Source organism: Pseudomonas sp. FP603 (assembly GCF_030687415.1).
Taxonomy (GTDB): Bacteria; Pseudomonadota; Gammaproteobacteria; order Pseudomonadales; family Pseudomonadaceae; genus Aquipseudomonas; species Aquipseudomonas wuhanensis.
Genome location: NZ_CP117431.1, coordinates 4,551,391 through 4,569,660, shown reverse-complemented (window position 1 = coordinate 4,569,660; position 18,270 = coordinate 4,551,391). Strand labels below are relative to the sequence as shown.

At 55.5% G+C, this 18,270-nt stretch carries 19 protein-coding genes and 3 pseudogenes; 9 read left to right on the top strand and 13 right to left on the bottom strand.

Annotated elements, in window-relative coordinates:
- Window positions 1–8 precede the first annotated feature (8 nt).
- From sctR to PSH65_RS21035, 9 genes are all read right to left on the bottom strand, one after another.
- Window positions 9–662: a type III secretion system export apparatus subunit SctR gene (sctR, locus tag PSH65_RS21075; protein ID WP_305422180.1), complete on the bottom strand. Its 654-nt coding sequence runs from the start codon at window positions 660–662 to the stop codon at window positions 9–11.
- Window positions 659–1,024 (bottom strand): FliM/FliN family flagellar motor switch protein, encoded by a 366-nt coding sequence (locus tag PSH65_RS21070; RefSeq protein ID WP_305422179.1) that lies wholly within the window; start codon window positions 1,022–1,024, stop codon window positions 659–661. Before PSH65_RS21070 ends, sctR begins: the two co-directional genes overlap by 4 nt.
- A 1-nt stretch (window position 1,025) precedes the next feature.
- Window positions 1,026–1,580, bottom strand: a complete 555-nt coding sequence (locus PSH65_RS21065; protein WP_305422178.1) for a type III secretion system protein — start codon at window positions 1,578–1,580, stop codon at window positions 1,026–1,028.
- Window positions 1,581–1,732: 152 nt separating this feature from the next.
- Entirely contained in the window at window positions 1,733–2,269 is a 537-nt protein-coding gene (locus PSH65_RS21060) for a type III secretion system HrpP C-terminal domain-containing protein (RefSeq protein WP_305422177.1), read from the bottom strand.
- A complete protein-coding gene (locus PSH65_RS21055) occupies window positions 2,266–2,721 on the bottom strand; it encodes a type III secretion protein (RefSeq protein WP_305422176.1) in 456 nt (151 codons plus the stop codon). The genes PSH65_RS21060 and PSH65_RS21055 overlap by 4 nt, the downstream gene beginning before the upstream one ends.
- Window positions 2,721–4,073, bottom strand: a complete 1,353-nt coding sequence (locus tag PSH65_RS21050; protein WP_370694660.1) for a FliI/YscN family ATPase — start codon at window positions 4,071–4,073, stop codon at window positions 2,721–2,723. The genes PSH65_RS21055 and PSH65_RS21050 overlap by 1 nt, the downstream gene beginning before the upstream one ends.
- A complete protein-coding gene (locus tag PSH65_RS21045) occupies window positions 4,070–4,996 on the bottom strand; it encodes an FHA domain-containing protein (protein WP_305422175.1) in 927 nt (308 codons plus the stop codon). Before PSH65_RS21045 ends, PSH65_RS21050 begins: the two co-directional genes overlap by 4 nt.
- Before the next feature lie 18 nt (window positions 4,997–5,014).
- Entirely contained in the window at window positions 5,015–7,051 is a 2,037-nt protein-coding gene (gene sctV / locus PSH65_RS21040; RefSeq protein ID WP_370694710.1) for a type III secretion system export apparatus subunit SctV, read from the bottom strand.
- 41 nt (window positions 7,052–7,092) lie between these two features.
- Window positions 7,093–7,908 (bottom strand): TyeA family type III secretion system gatekeeper subunit, encoded by an 816-nt coding sequence (locus PSH65_RS21035; protein ID WP_305422172.1) that lies wholly within the window; start codon window positions 7,906–7,908, stop codon window positions 7,093–7,095.
- A 529-nt stretch (window positions 7,909–8,437) separates the two neighbouring features.
- Here PSH65_RS21035 and PSH65_RS21030 point away from each other — a divergent pair.
- A complete protein-coding gene (locus PSH65_RS21030) occupies window positions 8,438–8,977 on the top strand; it encodes an RNA polymerase sigma factor (RefSeq protein WP_305422171.1) in 540 nt (179 codons plus the stop codon).
- A 52-nt stretch (window positions 8,978–9,029) separates the two neighbouring features.
- Here PSH65_RS21030 and PSH65_RS21025 read toward each other — a convergent pair whose 3' ends face one another.
- Window positions 9,030–10,982 carry a hypothetical protein gene (locus tag PSH65_RS21025; protein WP_305422170.1) on the bottom strand — a complete coding sequence of 651 codons (1,953 nt, stop codon included), beginning with the start codon at window positions 10,980–10,982 and terminating at the stop codon, window positions 9,030–9,032.
- A gap of 274 nt (window positions 10,983–11,256) precedes the next feature.
- Window positions 11,257–11,552 (bottom strand): annotated as a pseudogene (locus PSH65_RS21020) (integrase core domain-containing protein); the annotation flags it as partial.
- A 56-nt stretch (window positions 11,553–11,608) separates the two neighbouring features.
- Between PSH65_RS21020 and PSH65_RS21015 the strand changes: the two are divergent.
- A complete protein-coding gene (locus PSH65_RS21015) occupies window positions 11,609–12,985 on the top strand; it encodes an IS30 family transposase (protein ID WP_305422168.1) in 1,377 nt (458 codons plus the stop codon).
- A 1-nt stretch (window position 12,986) separates the two neighbouring features.
- Here PSH65_RS21015 and PSH65_RS21010 read toward each other — a convergent pair.
- Window positions 12,987–13,607, bottom strand: a pseudogene (locus tag PSH65_RS21010) (IS3 family transposase); the annotation flags it as partial.
- Between the two features lie 565 nt (window positions 13,608–14,172).
- On the opposite strand from PSH65_RS21010, the pseudogene PSH65_RS21005 reads away from it, so the two are divergent.
- The 7 genes and pseudogenes from PSH65_RS21005 to PSH65_RS20975 form a co-directional block, all read left to right on the top strand.
- Window positions 14,173–14,715 (top strand): annotated as a pseudogene (locus PSH65_RS21005) (IS66 family transposase); the annotation flags it as partial.
- A 53-nt stretch (window positions 14,716–14,768) separates the two neighbouring features.
- Complete coding sequence (locus tag PSH65_RS21000) at window positions 14,769–15,164, top strand: VOC family protein (protein WP_123493939.1); 396 nt, start codon at window positions 14,769–14,771, stop codon at window positions 15,162–15,164.
- A 46-nt stretch (window positions 15,165–15,210) separates the two neighbouring features.
- The gene (locus PSH65_RS20995) at window positions 15,211–15,345 is read left to right on the top strand and encodes a hypothetical protein (protein ID WP_305422167.1); all 135 of its coding nucleotides are present in this window, start codon (window positions 15,211–15,213) and stop codon (window positions 15,343–15,345) included.
- Between the two features lie 36 nt (window positions 15,346–15,381).
- Window positions 15,382–15,531 carry a hypothetical protein gene (locus PSH65_RS20990; protein ID WP_305422166.1) on the top strand — a complete coding sequence of 50 codons (150 nt, stop codon included), beginning with the start codon at window positions 15,382–15,384 and terminating at the stop codon, window positions 15,529–15,531.
- A gap of 130 nt (window positions 15,532–15,661) precedes the next feature.
- Window positions 15,662–15,982 carry a hypothetical protein gene (locus tag PSH65_RS20985; protein ID WP_305422165.1) on the top strand — a complete coding sequence of 107 codons (321 nt, stop codon included), beginning with the start codon at window positions 15,662–15,664 and terminating at the stop codon, window positions 15,980–15,982.
- 20 nt (window positions 15,983–16,002) lie between these two features.
- On the top strand, window positions 16,003–16,365 hold the full coding sequence (locus PSH65_RS20980) for a hypothetical protein (RefSeq protein WP_305422164.1): 363 nt from the start codon (window positions 16,003–16,005) through the stop codon (window positions 16,363–16,365).
- The gene (locus tag PSH65_RS20975) at window positions 16,355–16,789 is read left to right on the top strand and encodes a hypothetical protein (protein WP_305422163.1); all 435 of its coding nucleotides are present in this window, start codon (window positions 16,355–16,357) and stop codon (window positions 16,787–16,789) included. The genes PSH65_RS20980 and PSH65_RS20975 overlap by 11 nt, the downstream gene beginning before the upstream one ends.
- A 34-nt stretch (window positions 16,790–16,823) precedes the next feature.
- Here the strand turns inward: PSH65_RS20975 and PSH65_RS20970 are convergent, their stop codons facing one another.
- The gene (locus PSH65_RS20970) at window positions 16,824–18,080 is read right to left on the bottom strand and encodes an IS256 family transposase (protein WP_305422162.1); all 1,257 of its coding nucleotides are present in this window, start codon (window positions 18,078–18,080) and stop codon (window positions 16,824–16,826) included.
- Between the last annotated feature and the right edge of the window lie 190 nt (window positions 18,081–18,270).

The window sequence follows — 18,270 nt, the reverse complement described above, 5'->3', positions numbered from 1 at the left end:
GGTTGACCTCAAAGGTAAGAATAAAAAAGGCTGTCGAGAAGGCGTGTCCAACCCTCTACCAGCACAAAAAGTAATAGCTTGAGCGGTAGTGAAATAGTCATGGGGGAAACCATCTGCATGCCTAACGCCAACAGGAGGTTGGAAATGATCAAGTCAATAACGATAAAAGGGATATAGATGAGAAAACCGATTTCGAATCCGGCCTGGAGCTCGGATAACACAAAAGCCGGTATGACCAGCATCAAATCTTCTTTGGACGCCTTGTCGGCCATTTCCTTGGGCCACATTCGTTGAGTGTTATCCAGCAAATGGGTAATCACGTCCGGGTCGGTATTACGCGTCATGAACCGCTGCAAAGGTTCGATCACCCTGGCGGCACTTGCCTTGAATTGTTCGGTATCACCAGCTTCAAATGGGTTCTGTTCTAGCCGTTGCTGTATCTCGTGCACGACCGGCGCCATCACAAACATAGTTGCGGCCAACGCAATGCCATATAGCGCCATGTTCGGCGGTACCTGTTGAACCCCTATCGCATTGCGGGTGATTAGCAGTGTCATCGCAATTTTCAGAAAGGCTGTGCAGACGATCAACATGAAGGGGATCAGCGACATCGCGCCCAGAAACAGCGCAAGCAGTATGGGATTCATCCCGTCCATTATCATGACAGGGGTGCCAGTCGGGTAATCTGCAGACCCAAACGCCCGTCCACGTCGACCAACTCACCATGGGCTACCACCCGATCGCCTTTGCACAAGGTCGCGTGCCCTGGGGCGATGCCGGCCACTTCCAGGATCACGCCAGGCGCGAGTCTGCGCAGCTCACCGAGGGTCAGCGTCAAGATTCCACACCGCAGAGTGAACTCCAGAGACATCTGACTCAACGGATCAAGCGTCAGCGAGGCGAGACTTTGCTCTGGTGACTCACGTTCTTCCTCGTCGTCATCCTCATCCTCATACTGCTCCTGCATGAAGTCTTCATCAGGGTTTTCCGGCAAGTCTTCCTGATCCAGTTCATCGTTTGCCATTTTAAAAGATTTCCTCGTGAGTCAGTCGTACAACTATTCGTGTGGCATGTGCCTGTGCAGCGACTGTCCAATGGAGGCCACCGAAGTCCAACCGGCCTTCGCCATCGATATCGAAATAGCTAATGGAAGGCAGCAATACATCCGCCGGGCGCAGGGACTCGAACTGCTCAACAGTTAGCGCCACTTCGCCAATTACTAAGGGCTGGGAGACATCCCAGTCATCGCCGAGGTGATGTTCTTCGGCCTGCCAGCGCGCGCCCTCGAGCAGGCGCAGCAAAGAGGCGGGGGAGGTGCTGAATATGGCGTGGACGCACTCTTCTCCCAAGCGCACTTGCAATCGGCAACCGATTTCGTATTCGACCCCGATCACGTCTTCCAAAATTGGCACTATCGGTGCTAGCAGTGCTGTTATCGGAGTACTCAGTTGCTGATTGACGAGTTGCCAGTACCACGCCTGATACGGGCCTTGAACCACCACCGGCAAGTTCCCCAGCAGGCTAAGAACGGCACCTGCGTCACTCAGTCGAATTGGCCCGATGGCGCTGTCAAGAAGCACTGCGTCTTCTCCGGGACCGATGCAGTGCTCACTCGGCTCGAGCCTGATGCTGCCCCCCAGGCCCCTTGCTTCAAAGTCCAGCGTCAACCCCCGCCCCAGTAGACGAGAAGCCTGAGCAGCCAGGTTGCTGACGCTGCGCAGCCCTAGCGCTGTCACTGTTCTGAGGCTTCATGCATAGACAGCTGTACCGGATGTCGCAGAGCCTGAGTGAGTGCCTGTTCGCAAGTACCTTGACGGGATTGCAGGCGGGTAAGCGTATCGGGGCGGTCAAAGCTCAGTTCGATAGCCCAATGAGTGGCGTTTTTATTAGCCTTGACCTGGACCTTGCCCAGGTGTGGCATTGATAGCGTGAAATTAAATGGGTGTTCGGCCTGGAGCGGCAGTTGGCAGACCAGTTCGTCCACCAACTGCGCCATCATGACCTCAGACTGTAACGGCACACCGAACCCGCCTTCAGATGCGTTATCGGAGAGGGCGCCCCCGGGAGGCATCAGTAGTTGCGCGAATAGCAGGCCGTCTGCCGGTAATACTTGATCCGCGGACTGTCCAGCTGCAGTGGGGCGGATCTTGTCGGATTCGCCCCGACGCGTTGCGGCTTGACCAGGTCGATGAACGTCCTGGACTGTCGGGCGTTCAATAGGTGATATTCTGGATGGCGAATGCGCCGTGGGCTTGATGGGAGTACTCATTTGGCTTCGATTCCGTCATTCAGGGCTTCACTCAGACAGGCCAACTTTTCTACCGCACGCTGTCGTGCTGTGGCGGCTTGGCGAAATTGTTCGAGTAGGGTTTTCTGCGCGTCGATGCTCAAAGACTGCTCGTCGATGTCCTGACGCCGTTTTGCGATTCGATCGAGCATGCGTTGCTCTTCGGCGCGCCATTGATCGATGGTGGTCCGTTTCGTGGTTTGCTGCAGATGCATTTGAGCCAGCGTTCGTCGACGTTCTTGCTGTTCTTCGTGCATTTGATCCAATAGCGCACGAGCCTTCACCAGTTGCTCCTCCATTGCCTTCAGATCGTCTTTCGCTCGATGTAAATCGCGTTCGGCCCGAGCCAGTCGATGCTGTCGCAGGGGGGTCAGAACAGCAATCACCTGCTCCAGCTCTATTTGCCGCGGATCTTCTTCCAGTACTTCGTCCATTACGCCTCCGGCAATTGCGAAGTCAGGTGCATCAGCGCATCCAGCGTGTCCTGCAGCGGCACCGGTTCACGCAGGTCCTGCTGCAGAAAACCATTGATCGAATCGTTGAGTTGCACGGCACAATCGGTCACAGGATCGCCGCCCGGCTGGTATTCGCCCAGCCGCAAAAGCATTTCCACCTGGCGATAGCAAGCCATCAGCCGACGCAATCGGTTGTTGGCTTGCTGATGCTCTCGTCCACTCACGTTACTGAGCACCCTGCTGATGCTGGCCTGCACATCAATGGCTGGATAGTGGCCGCGTTCGGCCAATTTGCGCGATAACACAATATGGCCGTCCAACAGCGAGCGCACTTCGTCGGCCACTGGATCGTTCATGGAATCCTGTTCGATGAGCACCGTGTAAAGCGCTGTGATCGAGCCGCTTTCGCTCATGCCTGCCCGCTCCACGAGTCTGGGGAGCAAGGTGTAAACGGATGGGGGTAATCCGCCTCGACCCAGAGGCTCGCCCGCTGCAATGCCTATTTCCCGCTGAGCACGAGCAAAGCGGGTTAATGAGTCGATAAGCAGCAATACTTTGCGCCCCTCAGCTCGATAGGCCTCGGCGATGGCGGTCGCTGTGAACGCGGCACGTGCGCGCTCCATGCTCGATCGATCCGAAGTCGCGCAGATCAATACCGACCGTTGGCGCAACGTCTCATCGAGCTCGTGATCAAGGAACTCCCGCAGCTCTCGACCCCGTTCCCCGATCAGACCAAACACAATCACGTCGCATCCCATGTTGCGCGCAAGTTCGGCCATCAGTGTCGTCTTGCCACAACCGGCGCCCGCGAACAACCCGACGCGCTGCCCCTCGCCGAGCAGAAGGGGCCCGTCGATGGCACGAATGCCGGTGGGAAGTGCTTGAGTTATGCGTGGGCGCAGGGTCGCCGGTATTGCGTCGGCGATAACCGGCAAGGTCACACGCCGATCGTTTGGCCCAGCGAATGCTCCTGTGGCGTTGCCTTGCAGGGGACGGCCAAAGCCATCCAGCACGCTCCCCAGCAGGCTGTCGTCGACACCGATGCGATGACTGATACCCAGTGGCTGTATGCGAGCGCCTACCTGAATACCGTCCGGGGTACCGAGAGCGCTGAGTAACGTGCACTCGGTGGTGAAACCGACGATTTCGGCCAACATCAGGCTGCCGTCGGCCTTGCTGACTTCGCAGAGATCTCCAATTCTGGCGGCCGGAATCTGACATTGCAGCAGAATGCCGCTCACAGCGCTTACCCGACCGCTGGTAGTGACGGCAGAAAAATTGGCCAAGCGTGCCTGTTGCATGGCTGTCCACTGCGCCAGCGCCGCGTTCACCAGTGAACCTCGAAATGTCGGTCGCCTTCGAATCTGATCCTGTGGTCATCGATCCGGGTCAGGCGCAAACCTTGTCGCTCATCGCCGATGTAAAGCCTCTGGCCGTCAGCAATGACCAAGTGGGCCAGCGGACCGGCCATGATCTGCACAATGACGAAAGGCAAGCCGGTACTCGAGGTCGACACGTTGTCAACGAGCGATATGGAGGAGGGGTAGCGATCTTTGAACTGTTCTAGCATGCGTAGGTAGACCTGCAGTGATTCACCATCAAGATGACCAGTGAGCGTCAAACCTTCGGGCGTCTGGTGCAACGACACTTGATCGAGCAGGCGTTCCTTGAGCATCGTGATGAGATGGCGCCGCGCGTCCTCGATACGATCTGGCCCTGGAACACTGTCCAGTGGAGCCTTAACCAAGGGTTCCTCACTTGCCACAGGTTGAGGGGCTACGGACGTTACCGGACGGGTTAAGCTCCAGGCACTGCCTACGACGCCGATCAGAAGACCGAGGACCACGCCGCTGACCCGGTTAAATACACGGGACCGCACGGTTGCTTTTTCAAGGTGACTAGCGCTGCCAGAGAGGAGCGTCAGATCTTCATTTTGGGGCAAGAGTGTTGGGCAATCGTCCCAGGCTTCTTGTGCGTGTGCCAAGCAAAGCCAAACGGTACCCAGCGTGAATTTTAGATGGGGCGTAAGGTGTATCACGGCCTGACCATGACCCTGTTCGTTGCAGACGACGCTGTCCATGGCGTGCAATTGCCACTGGTCATGAACACGTTGCAAGCGACAGTGCAGACCCGCCACGCCTGGATCGTACAGGGCCAGGTCCAGCTCAGCGTCCGAGCCAATGTCCCACTGATCACCAACCAATGGCAGTGCCGCTCCCTGGTGCAGCCCATTCAACACCCTCAATTCATACATTCGATCGTCTCCGGCGCATCAGGCTGCGTACTCTTCATCGAAAGGGGCTTGGTCAAAGTCCAAGTCGAGCCGGCCCAATACCTTGACCTGGGAGCTGTAACTGATTTCAGCAAAGGACAGCACCGGCACGTGGTGGAATTGTTCCTGTAACAGTGTGCGCAAAGGGCTGCGCAGATCCTGAGCCACCAACATGACGGGTGTTTCCAAGGCATGAAGGGGGAACGCCATCTGCATCTGTTGCAAGAGCACTTCACTCACGTCGTTGTCCAGTGAGAAGAACGTCTCAGTCTGCGTCTGACGAAGGCTGTCGCGCAGGATAGCTTCGCTCTCCGGCGTGACCAGCCACACCAGCAAACCTTCCGGGCCGCTGTACTGATGAACGATCTGCGTCTTCATGGCTATTCGCACATAATCGGTTAGCACGGTGATTTCACGCTCGTGAGGGCCATGCTCGATCATGGTCTCGGCAATTACACGTAATGCCCGGATAGGGATGCATTCGGCCGCCAGGCGCTGTAACACCGCCGAGAAGCGTGCCAGTGGCAAGAGTCGTTGCACCTCCTGGGCGAGTTCAGGTTGCTCCAGTTCAAGAAAGCTCAAGATTGCCTTGGTTTCCTGCATTCCGATAAATTGCGGGCCGCTGAGCTGCATGGCGCGCTCCATACGCTCGACGATCAGCGTGCTTGAGCTGACTGATTCTATGGCCGGGTCTTGAGCGGCAGCGCTTTCTTTCGGTGTCCATACCCACCGTTCTTCCTCGCGATCCAGGCTGCCGGTTTCGCTTGAGTCGGGTAGGTCTTGAGTACCGATTGCGACGTGAGTCTGGGTAAATGTCGCCCTGAGCATCGGCACGTCGTAGATCAGAAAGCGAAACTCGTCAGGTTCAAGATTAGTGACTCGTTCGATGATGAAAGAGGGCAACGTCAGGCCAAACTGCACGACGAGGCGATTGCGTCGCTGGCGAATCTCCACCACCAGTCGATCCACCGCACCAGTGTCTTGATCGGAATGAAATTGCATCACGAACTGACGGCTGGAGGTAAAGCTGCGCAAGTCTTCAGTGCCGTTCATCTCGGGTGATATCGCGATGATCGGAGCTGTGGAAGTCGGTTTGGCCCGACTGATCTGTAACAATCCTCCAGCGCCGCAGATGAATGCGATGACAAGGAATACTGCTGTTGGCATACCCGGCAAAGCGGCAAAACCGAGCATGGCCATAGCGGCCATGATCCACGCCTTGGGCTGACTGGTAATTTGTTCGGCGATTTCCCTGCCGATGTTGCTAGGTACGGCGTTGTCGCTGGGTACGCGCGTAATGATCATGCCGCAGGTGACAGAAATCAGCAGTGCGGGAATTTGTGCGATCAGCCCGTCTCCGATAGTCAATACCGCGTACAGCTGCAAGGCGTCGCCGCCGGTCATGTCATGCTGTAAAACTCCAATGGCGATACCGCCGATCAGGTTGATAGCGACGATGATCAGGCTTGCGATCGCGTCGCCCTTGACGAATTTCATGGCGCCGTCCATGGCGCCAAACAACTGGCTTTCCTTCCCCAATTCGGATCGTCGAGTGCGTGCTTCATCGACCGAAATCAGGTTGGCGCGTAGATCGCTATCGATGGACATTTGCTTGCCGGGCATGGCGTCCAGAGTAAAGCGCGCGCCGACTTCGGCAACGCGCTCCGAGCCGTTGGTAATGACGATGAAATTCACCACGGTGAGGATCAGGAAAATCACCAGACCTACGGCCAGGTTGCCACCGACCACAAATTCACCAAATGCCGCGACAATGTGCCCGGCATCCTGATCGAGCAAGATCAGACGTGTGGTCGAGATGGACAGCGCCAGGCGAAACATTGTGGTCAATAGCAGCACGGCAGGGAAAGTCGAAAACGCCAGCGCCCGAGGCAAATGCATGGCCAACATGATGAGCAGGCAGGAGATGCAGATATTGATAGCGATCAGAACGTCGACTAAACCAGTGGGCAGCGGCGTGATCATCATGAACATGATCGCAATGACCACGAAAGCGCCCACGACTTCCGAGCGATGCATCGCGGCCAACGCCAGCTTGTTCAACAGGCTGATAATGTAGTTCACGGGGCAATCCTGCCCAGGTTCTGAATTTGTTCCTGCTCAGTCAGTTGGGTCATTAGCGCGCGAAGATTGTTCAGCGCCAGGCGTCGCTTGTCCAGGTCCCGCCACAGAACCAGGGGTAATTCTTGCACCATGGGGCGAAGGGCATTGAGAAATGCCAGCTGATGCTTGAGGTGTTCGCCTCCGATAACTCGAGCCAAGCTTTGGGTCTCCTTTATTTGCAAACCGTCTGCTGACAGGCGCAGCAGCGACTGGAGAAAGTTCACTGGTTCCGTAATCCCCAAGGGGTTCTTACCGCTCATGCGCTTGAGAATTTTTTTGCATCCATCCAGAAGCACCGCTACGTGTCGTACAACGTTGCATGCATGCACTATGGGGCGTATCTGCTTCTGAGACGCTGTCGGCGCCATTGCAGCGAGATCGTATTTGATCGTGCTTTGCATTTGTTGCAGCTTCAGCTGGAAATGCTCGGATTTTTCCTGGCCACCCATCAGTAATTCGATGAGTCCTTTCACGCTGTCCATGACAGTGGCGTCGCCATACAGGTGACGTGTGTCTATGCGACGTCGCCTGTTAGCGCCAGAGTTCGTGGACGGTCTGAGCGCACTGATATCGCTTCGCCGGGTGCCGCCATGTTTGATGCCCAGCTCTCTGGCCCAGACAGAAAGGGCAGCATGCTCGGCGGGGTGGCCTTCAGCGTTCGCCTGTTGGGCAGCGGTCTGCAACGCCGCCATCGCCATGGCGGGTTCTCCATCCACCAAAGCCAGCAAATCTTCAAGGCTTGGCTGTTTGCCCAGCAGGTTGTTACGCAGCATCCTCGCCGATTTGTCCAGTCGCTTCGCATAAGAGCCCTTTAACTTTTGGTGAACAGCCCTATCCCTCGATAACTGGGATTGGAACGGATTTTTGCCGTGCGATTGATCGCTGGCAGGCGCCAGGTAAGGTCCGACCTGGGCTTGATTATGGGCGGGGGCAACTTGTACCGGTTGCTCACTGTTAGCGGGAACAGTGGCATGCGTGGGCACTGCAGGCACTGCGCCCTTGGGAGGCCTGATCAAGGGCGGTTGCGGGGACCCAGTTGAAAGTGGAGCGACGATTCTCATAAAGCGCTTCCGGGCGTGGTCATGGCATTTGAGTGGTTGCAGGTGAGTTCCGGTTCCCACGCGGAGTAGGTTTTATAGCTGCGCCAAATACTGTCTGGCACAAATCGGTCTAGTGCCGAATGTTGCACAAAACAGCAAATCGCCGGTGAAATAAGACTTATAAATCAGACGGATAGATGATCTGAAAATCTGGCATGCATATTGGAACAGGACTTGGAGATTCCCTACCCAGGTCAATGACATGTGCCCAAGTAACCCAGAGTCCTTCACCACCTCAGTGTCCTCCGGAATTCGTCAACTCACCCACGTTCAAGTGAAAATTTTGCGAGCATTCATTCACAAACGTGTCATGAACACGGATGACGTGGATGACATCCTTCAAGGTACCTTCCTTGAAGCGCTGCGTTCCGAACACAAGTTTCGCAACGCCAGTCAGCCACAGACGTGGCTGTGCGGAATTGCCTTAAACCTCATCCGCAGTCACTTCAGGCGCGTGTACCGAGAACCGGGTCAAGAAAGTTGGGACGATTCCCTGCACTCCGATCTGGACATCCAGACGGACCTCAGCCACCAGGTCAACGATCATCGAGAACTGCTGCGAACGATGACGGCCATTCGAGGCCTCCCCCAGAATATGCAGAAAGTGATCGAAGTGGCCCTGGACACAGGGGGTAATTATCAAGAAACGGCTTTGTCGTTGGGGATACCTATAGGCACCGTGCGCTCTAGGCTCTCTCGGGCTCGACAGCAGCTAAAAAATCAACTGGGACCTTTCGTTTAAACCAGATGGTCCTTATTGTCGAATCGCGCTGTCAGCTTAAGGGCAACGATGCTCAATCGAGGGCGTTGCAGGAGTTGGGTGAGCGAGACAGGCCTGTCTCCATATCACTCATGCGTCTTGTTTCTTCTGCAATAGTCGAGGCGCCGGGGCTGCCGGGCTCAGAAGATAAAGTGCTAGAGTTTCCCAAGCGCGAGTTGACCGTTTCACCTAAGGAGTAGGCGCAATTGATCATTAGTGCAGTGGCCGCATTGGTTAAGTCTGTCATGGTCTGGGGCACAACTTGTAGCGCGCCTCGAGCGACGTGGGTCACATTTTCAAGCTGGTGTGGGATACCGCGTAACGTGGTGCGGGAGGTCAAATGCGGTAGATCTGTACGACCAGGACGCAGGATGTTTTGAATGGCCGTCTGCGTTCTATCGAACATGACAGGCGAGACATCTGAAACATTCCTACGTGCCGCATTTTCTCCTGCAATGGCCTGGCTGGAATAAAGTGTCGACAGATAACAGACCGAGCCGGCGGCGGCGAGAAGAGCATTGCCGACGATCTGCAAAGTGGTCAGCGGGGACGGTCCGACATTTGCGATTGATGGGCGTTTTGCCACGGATGCGGGTGGTAAAATGGCACTTAGGGTCGCGCTCTGTATGCCGGAAAATAGCTTGCTGGTAAACGCAGAGCGCACTGTGGTTTTACGTAAGTCCAAGCCTTTCGCCAACTCGGCACGCAAGGATTTCGGGGTGCGGTCCAATTGGTAGACCGGAAAAGACCGCCCCTGTGTGTCAGTGAAGGTCGTGCCCAGCTGAATGGCTGTATGTGCTCCAGCAGTCACCGCACCAGCGGCACCGGAAGCTAGTGCTTTGGCATCTATTGTGGTGCCATTTATGCTCGTCAGGTCATTAAGGATTTGGCGTATTGCATGGGCTCCACCAAACATCGCGTAAGGAACCGCCTCCCCCGCGATATGCGTTGTAGTACCCAGAGCTCGTTTATGGCTAAGTCGTACGCGTTGTGCCTTGATTAGATCCAGCTCTAGTGCGAGTTCCTTTGGTGGCTTGTTTTTCAGCGCGCCATCGGAGTTCTTGAATGGCAGTGGATCAGGAATGACGCGCTCTCCTGGCACAGGCTTAAGGCTCACCATGTCGGCTTTTTGTGCTAGCGTGGTTGCGTGAAAAATCGCCTGAAAGACAGGTTTGACCACGCTGTTGACTCCCTCGTGGGCGATGCCTGCGGTGGCGCCGGTCAATGTCGAACCGCCCACTAACTCCCTCCAGCGCACGCCAGAAAAAAGCTTACTGGTCGCCTCTCCAGTCGCAGAACGCACGTAACCCAAATGCGTCAAGGAAGATACGAACTGAGGAATGCTGGCAGCGAGTATCGGCCCTGCCCACCCTTTGATACCGAGCGACTGATGAGCGTTATTTAGCTCGTCAATGTAGGCGTCAAGTTGCGCATGCCTGAGCACTGTGTCCAGCTGCTTTAACGACTCCTGGAGGGTAGTGATCGCCTTCTGAACCGTATCTACTTCTGATGGCCCGAGCGTGGCGGCTCTTTTTTTTAGCGTATCGATCGCATCTACCAGTGAGCGATAAATGCTCTGGCTGGCTTGTTTGGAATACTCCGCTACTTCACCTCTGATCGCTGGTTGATCTTTGCCAGACAAGTGAAGCATTGCCAGGTGTCGGCTCAACTGATGTGCGTGCTCCGTAAACGCCTGTTGTCGATCGGCCCCTTGCGCATCTCCATTGGCGGACGCGGTGTTGAATGTATGCTCAAGTTTTTCGAACGAGGGCATCGGTTCGCAAAGGCCGGAAAGTAGACTTAGAAAACGTTGCGAGTAAGGAAGAGAGGAGGGGGTGTCTGATGTTCCGGGGGGTAGAAAACTGGTTGGGGCAACTGCATTTAGAGAAGGGCGAGCGCCATCCAATTGGGTTGGTTCGGTGGCGTTGTCGGCGATGTTGCAAATTTTCGAGGCGGCCGAATTTGCCTCTAACTGTCGAATGCTCATCGACTTTTCCTGGCAGAGACCGAGAAGTAGGTGTCCGGTTGAAGATCGGGCGAAGTACCAATTAGGTTCAACGTGCAAAAAGCGTCTATCAAAGTGCAATTAGCTGCAATCGACATGTCATTTTCTCCCACCAAGGATGTGTTATTTGCCGTTGCGTAGTGTCCCGCTCAGGAATAAGGCGGGACACCGGCATGGCATTATTGTGGCCTTTGGTTATTGCATGGGTGGTCTTGCGGCGCTTCGAGTTCCTTTTCAGGCACGAAAAGTGTAGTGGTCAACTAATCCCGGACACGACGTTAAGTTTTTCTTCGGCGCGAGCTGGCGCCAGCCCGCCATTGAATTGATGGGGGCGAACCCAGTTGTACCGATGCATCAAGAAGTGGCTGATATCGCGCTGGGCTTCTTGAGCCGTTCTGTAGCCCGTGGTCGGTATCCATTCCGTTTTCAAGCTGCGGAACACGCGTTCCATTGGCGCGTGTCCCAGCAATTCCCCCGGCGACTCATGCTCTGGCGCATGCGATAACGCCACAATCGCTGACGAAATGAACGACTCGCATACTGGGCGGATTCAACCGGTCGTCGCAACACCTTTGATCGAGGTGTTTATGGGGCGGCCTGCAGGCTGGATGCAAAAGTTGACGGGGCGTGGAGCGATGCGTTCGCCAGGTGCGCCGTCACTTCGTAATGAAATCGAGCGGCTGTTCTGGAAACAAATCGCAACCGGGATCACAAGCGAAAAGGCAGCAGAGACTACTGGCGTATCATCAGCGGTAGGCACACGCTGGTTCCGTCATCGGGGCGGGATGCCATTGTTCATGTCTAACCAAATATCCGGAAGGTACTTAACGTTCGCAGAGCGAGAAGAGATTGGGCTGCTTCGGGCGAAAGGTGTTGGCGTACGTGAGATTGCGCGTCTCCTTGGACGAAGCCCATCGACAGTTTCACGGGAACTGACACGTAATGCTGCAACTCGTTGCGGTCGGCTTGAGTATCGAGCTTCAGTTGCACAATGGAAGGCAGAACTGATTGCCAAAAGACCGAAGCCAGCGAAACTGTTGACTAATCCGCGGCTGTGTCACTACGTGCAAGACCGTCTGGAGGGTAAAGTTCACGGCACTAATGGTCGCGAGATTGTTGGGCCTCGACAAGCTCCCTTCAAAGGCAGAAATAAACCACATCGCAGTGACCGTAAATGGGTCAATAGCTGGTCGCCCGAACAGATTACCAACCGGCTAAAGATCGATTTTCCGGACGATGAATCCATGCGCATCTCTCACGAAGCCATATATCAGGCCCTCTATATTCAGGGGCGAGGAGCTCTTAAGCGCGAGCTAGTGAGCTGCCTGCGCACAGGGCGAGCATTACGTGTGCCGAGAGCTAGGGCGCAGGCCAAAACGTGGGCGCACGTCAGCGAGGATGCCATGATCTCCAGTCGCCCTGCTGAGGTGGAAGACCGGGCTGTACCAGGGCATTGGGAGGGAGACCTGATCATCGGTCTGAACCGATCCGCGATTGGAACGCTGGTCGAGCGCTCAACTCGATTCACCATGCTCGTCCACCTGCCTCGCGAGGAAGGTTATGGGCTAACTCCTCGAACGAAGAACGGCCCGGCGCTGGCCGGCTACGGGGCTGTCACTATGGCTAACGCACTGAAGAAGACGGTGACTGATTTACCCATCGAATTGTGGCGATCTTTGACTTGGGATCGTGGAAAGGAACTATCGGATCACGCTCGATTTACCATCGAATCCGGAGTGAAGGTCTTCTTTGCTGACCCTCATAGTCCATGGCAGCGCGGCACGAACGAGAATACGAACGGTCTTCTGCGCCAATACTTCCCGAAAGGTACCGATCTGTCTCGCTGGAGCGCCCATGAGATCCAAGCCGTAGCCCATGCGTTGAACACCAGGCCTCGAAAAACACTCGGCTGGAAAACACCTGCCGAAGCACTAAACAAGTATCTAAAATCAATTCAACAATCCAGTGTTGCGACGACCGGTTGAATCCGCCCTGCGACCCTTGATCTGAGTGAAACAGTAGGCCCTGAGGTCTTCCTCGTTGCTCGTAAGCCTTATCGAGCGCCTTGATAACCAGATCGGCGTCCGGCTTTTCCGACAACGCCCAGCCCACCACCCGACGCGTGCAAAGATCCAGCACGACAGCCAGGTAATGCCATTTCCCCTGGGCCCAAATGTAGGTGATGTCACCGCACCACACCTTGTTGGGTGCCGGAACATCGAACTCCCGATTCAAGATGTTCGGGATATCGAGTCGCTCTTCGGTCGCTCGTTTGTAGGCATGTGATCCGGGTTGTTTACTGACTAAATCAAGCTCGCGCATCAAGCTGCGTACTTTGAATCGACCGAGCTGCTCACCGTCTTCACGCATCAGCGACAGGATGCTGCGGCTGCCCGCCGCACTGCGACTTTGCGTGAACAACTCGCTCACCCGGCTGCGCAACCTAAGCCGTTCAACATCGGGCGTGAGGCGCCTAAGACGCTGGGCGTAGTAGCACGAACGAGTCACTTCAAACACCTTGCACAGCCAATCAACTGGCTCATGGGCGCTCAACTGGTCAATCAGCGCGAACGCTCGTGATCTTCCGACATCAAGAGCGCGGTAGCCTAATGAGATGGTCACCCCCACACCCTGCGAGGGCTAGTCTTTCCCTGAGGGTTACGTTTCGGAGGCCATCAACACGTTTGAGATGAGCCGGGCTATTCAAGTCGTCGGTTCGGCAGCGAAGGAACGGAAAAAGACGTTTGAAAGCATGCCTTTCAAGCAAGTTCCTTCGCCCGATTTCATTAAGAACTTGGCTGGCAAGGCTGATAAAAATGGTCGAGGTACGGTGATTTTTGACCAGTACTTTTTTGATCGCAGTAAGGCCAATCCTGAAAACCTCCCAAGTTTGAAGGCGTCCCTAGCGACAATTGAGGAGCTCGGTGTGACGTACGTCATCGCCGGCCGAGATGCGCTGTCCGAGGAGTTTGTCTATCACATCGACCTCCCTCCGATGGATCAGCAGGAGGTGATTGACGTACTGCTAAGTGCTGAGCGCGATGTTCAGTTTGCAAGCGAAAGTTTGGCCGGTCGGGCAGACATGACGCCAACAATCTTCAGTGAATCCGAACGCGTGATTATCGCGAACCACGCGATGGGGTTGTCTCACAGCCAAATGCGTAACGTGTTCATCGCCCACGCACGCCGGAAGTTTTTCGATCTGCACGTGGCGAACAAAAGCCAGTTGGCCGAACAGGCGCTGCACTCGATTGGCGGCTTGTACGAAGTTGAACGCTTGGCACGAGACATGAGCAATGAGGATCGTTGGCGAATACGCCAGGAAAAGGCAGCCCCGATAATCAAAACGCTGCATGACTGGATGTTGGCCCAGCGTGATCTGGTGCCCAACGGATCGGCAACAGCCAAAGCCCTGGATTACAGCCTTAAACGCTGGGTAGCGCTGACGCGCTACCTGGACGACGGGGCTGTGCCCATTGACAACAACCAGGTCGAGAACCAGATCCGGCCGCGGGCACTTGGACGCTCAAACTGGTTGTTTGCCGGATCACTGCGCAGCGGTAAACGCGCGGCGGCGGTCATGAGTTTGATCCAGTCGGCGCGGCTCAACGGGCATGATCCGTATGCTTATTTGAAGGACGTCCTCACGCGCCTGCCAACGCAGCGGGCGAGTGAAATCGGTAACCTTTTGCCGCATCAATGGGTGCCGACCTAACTTACACAAGGTAAGTTGGGTGGATGCATACCCTAATCCCATCGGAGCGCCTCATGTTCAGCCATGTCACAATCGGCACCAACGACCTCGCCAGCGCCACAAACTTCTATGGGCGGCTACTTACACCGCTAGGCATCACGTTGCTTGCCCTCAAGCACAATCCTGAACGCGTTCTATTCACCCAAAGCACGACTGACTCAGGTACGGCGTTCTGCATCTATAGCCCTCTAAATGGCGAACGCGCGACACCAGGTAACGGGTCGATGGTTGCGTTCGAAGCCCAAACGCGGGCGCAGGTTGATGACTTTTACGCGATCGCTATGGCTAACGGGGCATCAGACGAAGGCGCACCAGGGCTGCGTCCTCAGTACTCTCCGGATTATTACGGTGCTTACATCAGAGACCCCGACGGCAACAAGATATGTTGCGTATGTCACAGCGCTGACTGACCTTCGACTTCTGGTTGCCGACTCAGCGGGTTCTGGGTCACGCAAGGTGACTTGGGCAGACGCTTACCGCTATCTGGCGTACCACTACGAGAAACAACTCAAAGCTGAAAACTATAACGTGACGGTGATGACTCAGGCCGATGGCACGCTCGAGGTTGTTGCTGAGGAGGTGGTGTGGTGAAGAAAGTCGTTATCACGATCAAGGGCGGCCGTATCAATGGCGACTTCCAGGGGGGGCCACGGCAAGACCTGCGAAACGCTGGAGCAGCGTCTGCGCCCCGAAGGCCTCGAGTTGCAGGAGGTCGAAAAGAAACCGGAAAACGACTTTCAGAGTGAAAGTGATCAGGCAGATTACGTCTCCAGCTAATCGCTCGACAAGCCCCAGACCGTATGCAAACCGAGCTAGTGCGTCGACGTGTGGCTGGCTCGCAGGGTAGGTCTGGAATTATGGGGTGATGTAATCGGATTCATGGCTGGTAGGGCAATGGAGTTTTTGGATGAACAGCGCAAAACAAATCTTTCTCATCGCTGCTGTAGTGGTGCTCATTGGTTGGATTGCAACGGGCTGGAGCGCTTTTCTGTTCCTTGCCCTTGCGTTAGGGCTGTTCGGCTCGATCGGATCGTTCGAGAGTTCAAGTTTAAGCCCGACCTTGGAAGCTGAGGCCGCTCGACGCTCTGTCGTTGTTACGGATGTAGCGCCCATCAAACCAGCCGAGGTTGTTTTACCAGGGCGCGTCATAAGAGATCCAATAATTGAAGGAGCGGTGAGACCTTCAGTTGGTAGACGTCTGTTTTTGGATGATGTCACCGACGAGTAACAGAGCAGAGAAGAGCGCTTATGTCTCATAAAAGACGAATTGTCATACGCAATGGAACCGTTACCGGCTTTGCCGATGAGGTCAGCTTTGCAGGGCTTACCGTAACGGGCTTCGACAAAAAGCGTGTCTCACGCATCCTCCCCACGGGCCGTTTTCAGCGCGGTTGCTTCCTGGTGCTCCGCGCACTGGTTAATGATGAGTCAAAAGCCGCGGCGTGGACCAGGCGCTGGCGCTGCCAATGGAACGTCCAGATCGACAAAGAATCGCATGGCCCGTTCGAGAGTCGTTCGGCCGCAATTCATTTTGAGAAGGAGTTCATTTACAGGCAAGGGAAACTTGGCAGCCCTGTGCAGTTGGTGGGAGCGATAGATAGTGCTGATTGATAATTTTGTCCGCGTTGCAGTTGTTTTGTTGGCGGTTTCATTGGCTAGCATTGTTGGGACTGCGTCAGCAGAGGATGGATCGTCCTCGTCGCAGCTGGTCGAGCAGGATGTCCTGTCGGTCAAGACACTGAACCTCCGATGGGATCAGTGGAATCATGAGGCAGGAAGTGATCTTAAGGTATGTCCTGGACGATTTCGTACCATTGGCGGGGAGATACGGTGCCGGGTTCCCGATGGTGGTCTCAATGGCCTTCTGGGGGGTATGGTTACAGGTGAATCCATGACTGCTCAGGAAGCAATCCTTAAATTGGCGGGCGGGACCGCCAAGATTCTTGATATCACACAGAACGGCGATCAGAACAGGTTGCAGATCAAGTTCTCATATCAGGCTATTGGTGGTCCGGTGTCGTCCTTCAACAGATGAGGGTGTCCCAGATTTTGTGTAAACGGGATTTCTGTTAAACCGACAGCAGCCGATCTTCGAACTGGATACTGAAGCGATTCAACGCCGCTTTCCAGTCCCGGATCGGCATCGTCCACTTCTTGCTGATGTTGTTCAGCGCCAGGTAAAACAGCTTCATCACCGCCTCGTCAGTGGGAAATGACGCACGGATTTTGATCACTTTGCGCAGGCTCATGTTGATCGATTCGATGGCGTTGGTGGTGTAAATCACCTTGCGGATCTCGGCCGGATAATCAAAAAACGGGATGAATCGAGCCCAGTTTCGACGCCACGACAGGCTGATCGACTGGTACTCGGCGTCCCACTTGGCTTCAAATTCGCAGAGCCGTTGCTCGGCCAATTCGGCGGTGACCGAGGTGTAAATCAGCTTGAGATCAGACGCCACTTCCCGCTGCTTTTTCCACGACACGAAGTTCAAGCTGTTGCGCACCATGTGCACGATGCACAGTTGAACGACGGCTTTCGGGTAAACCGTTTCAATCGCCTCAGGGAAGCCTTTGAGGCCGTCCACGCAGGCGATGAAGATGTCCTGCACGCCCCGATTCTTGAGTTCGGTCACCACTTGCAGCCAGAATTTGGCCCCTTCGGTTTGAGCGATCCATAGGCCCAGAACTTCTTTATGGCCGGCCATGTTGACGCCGATCACCAGATAAACCGCTTTGTTGCGCACGGCGCCGGCGTCCCGCACTTTAACGTGAATGCAGTCCAGGTAGAGGATCGGGTACCGCGCGTCCAGCGGTCTGGCTTGCCAGAGCTTGACCTCATCACTCACCGCGTCGGTAATGGCCGAGATCAGGCTGGGAGAGACCTCGGTGCCGTACATTTCCTGCAGGTGCGCCTGAATTTCTCTGACACTCAAGCCCCGGGAGTAGAGGGAAATGACCTTGTCGTCGAAGCCGGTCCAGCGGGTTTGATGCTTGGCGACCAGTTGTGGTTCGAAGGTCGCCTGCCGGTCGCGCGGGATCTCGAGCGGCAGCTCGCCGAAGTCACCCTTCAGGGTTTTGCCGCTGTGACCGTTGCGCGCATTGGCGGCGGTGTTGGTGATCGCTGCACTTTTGCCGTGCCCCAGGTGTTCGGTCATCTCGGTTTCAAGGGCCCGCTCGACCAGCATCTTGGTGAGCTGTTTGAGCAGGCCATTATCGCCGATGAGATCTTCGGGCTTTTTGTAATTGGCCAGCAGACTGTCGGCCAGTTTAACCAGTTCAGGACCAGGTTTGACTCGTTTGGCGCGCTTGGGTTTTGGCTCGGTCATTGGAATTCCTTGGGGTAGGCAGTCTCCTGCCAAATGACCGTTTACACAAAACTAATTACACCCTCGGCAGGCCACCTTAAGCAATGTGCTCGCCGCAGCCGGGCCTCTGCGCGCAAAAAGCTTGTCGCATTCAGACTAGGTGGCAAAAGCGGGCGAAGCGTTCCATATCGCCAACGCAATGCTGTACCCC

Coding starts and splice junctions, on each gene's coding strand:
- PSH65_RS21070 (WP_305422179.1), bottom strand. CDS start 1,024: ATGGCAAACGATGAACTGGATCAGGAAGACTTGCCGGAAAACCCTGAT.
- sctR (WP_305422180.1), bottom strand. CDS start 662: ATGATAATGGACGGGATGAATCCCATACTGCTTGCGCTGTTTCTGGGC.
- PSH65_RS21030 (WP_305422171.1), top strand. CDS start 8,438: ATGTGCCCAAGTAACCCAGAGTCCTTCACCACCTCAGTGTCCTCCGGA.
- PSH65_RS21060 (WP_305422177.1), bottom strand. CDS start 2,269: ATGAGTACTCCCATCAAGCCCACGGCGCATTCGCCATCCAGAATATCA.
- PSH65_RS20980 (WP_305422164.1), top strand. CDS start 16,003: ATGTCTCATAAAAGACGAATTGTCATACGCAATGGAACCGTTACCGGC.
- PSH65_RS20985 (WP_305422165.1), top strand. CDS start 15,662: ATGAACAGCGCAAAACAAATCTTTCTCATCGCTGCTGTAGTGGTGCTC.
- sctV (WP_370694710.1), bottom strand. CDS start 7,051: ATGCATCGCTCGGAAGTCGTGGGCGCTTTCGTGGTCATTGCGATCATG.
- PSH65_RS21035 (WP_305422172.1), bottom strand. CDS start 7,908: ATGCTGCGTAACAACCTGCTGGGCAAACAGCCAAGCCTTGAAGATTTG.
- PSH65_RS21000 (WP_123493939.1), top strand. CDS start 14,769: ATGTTCAGCCATGTCACAATCGGCACCAACGACCTCGCCAGCGCCACA.
- PSH65_RS21015 (WP_305422168.1), top strand. CDS start 11,609: ATGCAAAAGTTGACGGGGCGTGGAGCGATGCGTTCGCCAGGTGCGCCG.
- PSH65_RS21055 (WP_305422176.1), bottom strand. CDS start 2,721: ATGGACGAAGTACTGGAAGAAGATCCGCGGCAAATAGAGCTGGAGCAG.
- PSH65_RS20970 (WP_305422162.1), bottom strand. CDS start 18,080: ATGACCGAGCCAAAACCCAAGCGCGCCAAACGAGTCAAACCTGGTCCT.
- PSH65_RS20990 (WP_305422166.1), top strand. CDS start 15,382: ATGGCGACTTCCAGGGGGGGCCACGGCAAGACCTGCGAAACGCTGGAG.
- PSH65_RS21025 (WP_305422170.1), bottom strand. CDS start 10,982: ATGAGCATTCGACAGTTAGAGGCAAATTCGGCCGCCTCGAAAATTTGC.
- PSH65_RS21045 (WP_305422175.1), bottom strand. CDS start 4,996: ATGTATGAATTGAGGGTGTTGAATGGGCTGCACCAGGGAGCGGCACTG.